Annotated in this window: 3 protein-coding genes; all 3 read right to left on the reverse strand. The window is 67.3% G+C overall.

What is annotated here, in order from left to right; genetic code table 11:
* Positions 1 to 196, reverse strand: a 196-nt coding sequence (locus ACHHTY_RS11965; RefSeq protein WP_395494400.1) for a hypothetical protein, incomplete at its 3' end; no start/stop codon positions are given.
* Between the two features lie 75 nt (positions 197 to 271).
* Positions 272 to 1,474, reverse strand: a complete 1,203-nt coding sequence (gene gspL, locus ACHHTY_RS11970; protein ID WP_395494401.1) for a type II secretion system protein GspL — start codon at positions 1,472 to 1,474, stop codon at positions 272 to 274.
* Positions 1,475 to 1,482: 8 nt separating this feature from the next.
* A partial coding sequence (gene gspK / locus ACHHTY_RS11975; RefSeq protein WP_395494403.1) for a type II secretion system minor pseudopilin GspK occupies positions 1,483 to 2,350 on the reverse strand: 868 nt, incomplete at its 5' end.

The following is a 2,350-nucleotide window of genomic DNA, read 5'->3' on the forward strand; positions in this document are numbered from 1 at the left end:
GGTCCGCTTCCCGGTCGGCGATCTGCCGCTGCAGATCCTCGCGGCTGGAAGCCAGCGGGGCCAGCAGCACCAGCCAGACCAGGAGCAGAACCAGCAGGCCCAGGCCGATAAAGAGCAGGGGCCGCTGGCGGACCGGAACCCCGGCCAGCAGACCTTCCAGCCGGGCTTCCAGTTGCGGGCGTAAATCTTTCATCATGAATTTTCCTGGCCGCCGTTCATCAGGGCCTCTAATCTGTTGGTTGGGTCATGCTTAAACAAGCCGGCCTCTGCCTTAACCTTCCTTGATTTGCAGCCGGGCCTGCACCCGCTCGCCCCGGGTGGTGGCGGCGCGGATCTCGACCGCCAGGCCCTGGGCGGCCATTTGTTCCTTGAGGGTGTCCAGCTCCTGGAGATCAGCGATCTCGATCTCCAGGTCCAACTCTCCGGCCCGGTAGCGGAGTCCGCGCAGTTCGAGGCCGCCCATGGCGGCCAGCAACGGCCCGCCCCGCTCCATGATGCGGAGCAGGTTGCCCTCGGCGGCAAGCTCGCCTTCCCCACCGCGCAGGGTCTGCAACTGGTGCTCCATCTGGGCCCGGGGATTGACGATCCGCTGGGCGCCGGGAAAGGCCTGTCGGTAAACCTGGACGATTTCGGCGCTCAATTGCTCTTCGTGCAAACGCAGGCGGTGGTTTTCCCGCATGCCGATCCCGGTCTGGACCAGCAGCAGGACCAGCAGCAGGGCGGCGGGCAGGCGCCAGCGCTGCCAGTGCCGCTCCCAGTGGGCCTGGGGGCGGTAATCGCCCTGGAGAAGGTTGATCACCTCCTTCTCCCGCAGGCCTTCGGCCAGCAAGGCCATGACCTCGGGCACCCGGCGCTGCTCGGCGACCAGGGGAGCCAGCTCGGCGGGCAAGTCCGGCTTATCCCCTTCATAAAAAAGGAGGAAGGGTTCCTCGGGGCTGATGCCCGGCAAACCGGGAATAATGGCCAGGCTGTCGTGGTCGAGGACGAAACCGTCCTGGCGGCCGCTGCGCACCAGCACCAGGCCGTCGGCGGCGGCCAGCATGGCCCGGCCGGATTGGCCGGCCGGCAGAGCCAGCACCTCGGAGGTCAGCAGGGCCGGGTCCAGGCCCTGGCCCCGGCAGAGCTCCAGCCAGTATTCCAGGCGTTCCCGGGCGATGACCGCCACCCCCAGGGCCCCGTCGGCCGCCGCCGCCCCGACGGCGAAATGCTGCTCCTCGACTTCCCCGGCCAGGGATTCCTCCAGGGCATAGGGGATGGCGGCCAACAACTGCTTGCGGTTGCCCGGCGGCAGCACCACCCGGGTCAGCAGCACCTCGCTGCCGGGAATCAGAACCTGCAGGCGGTAGCCCTCGGCGGCGGCGGCCAGTTCGGCCAGGGAACCCTGCCCGGCGGCCATGGCGCCATCGGCTTCAATTTTGATCCAGGCGCATGAGTCCGGGGCCTGTTCCCCCAGCCGGAGAATGATTCTTTTCATAATTTTGCTTACCTGTTGCGGCGCAGGACTCTGACGGCGTCGCCTTCACGCTTGAGCACGCTGTAAAGCGCCACCCGGCTCTGGCCGATAATCGCCTCGGATTGTACCATAAAGTAACGGCTTTGCACAGCCAGCAGGCCGGGCGCTTCGCCGCTGAGGCCGCTGCCCGCCAGGGCCGGATGGGCGAGGAAGTCAGCCAGATCGAGATAACCTCGCCCGGTGGGCCGGTCGGCCAGCAGTTGTTCGGCCCGGCCCAGGTCGAGCTGGTCGGAGAGGGAGGCCAGCAGGGGGGCGGGGGCGGTATTGATGTTCAGGGCCGTAACCTCGGGCAGGGCGGTGACCAGGGGCTTGAGGCACTGCTCGTACTCCTCGCTGTCAAAACCGTAAACCCGGGCCAGTTCGCCGGGGTCGATCAGGGGGCGATTCGCCGTGCGGTAAGGAGGATCGCGGCGCAGGTATTCACTGTCCTCGGCCCCGCCGGGAAAACGGGGCTCCTGGTCGGCATCCAGCCAGTCGGAAACCGCCTGCTCGAGATCTTCGCTGAGGCCGCAAGCGGTCAGCAGGCGGCGAAACTGGAGGCGTTGCCGTTCCTGGCTTTCCTCGTCCGCCAGCACCAGGTTGTTGAGGTTGAACAGGCCCTGGAGGTCATCGAGGCGGCCGCCGACCTGGCCGCCCTCCACCATGATCGGCGGCAGGGGCCGGCCCAGGTATTCGTGTTCCTCTCCCGGCTCGGCCCGGCCCAGCAACATGGTGGCCCAGGATTCCACCCCCAGGGCGTAAAGGTAGGCCTGGTCGCCATGGAAAATATTGCCGCTGCGCCGGATATCGATCTCCTGGCTGAAGATCATCGCCGCGGCCAGGGTGCTGACCAGGGCG

The sequence above is a fragment of the Desulfurivibrio nitratireducens genome, from assembly GCF_044068515.1.
Lineage (GTDB): Bacteria > Desulfobacterota > Desulfobulbia > Desulfobulbales > Desulfurivibrionaceae > Desulfurivibrio.

Bases quoted from the DNA above. Each gene is read 5' to 3' on its own strand.
- gspL (WP_395494401.1), bottom strand. From the start codon at position 1,474: ATGAAAAGAATCATTCTCCGGCTGGGGGAACAGGCCCCGGACTCATGC.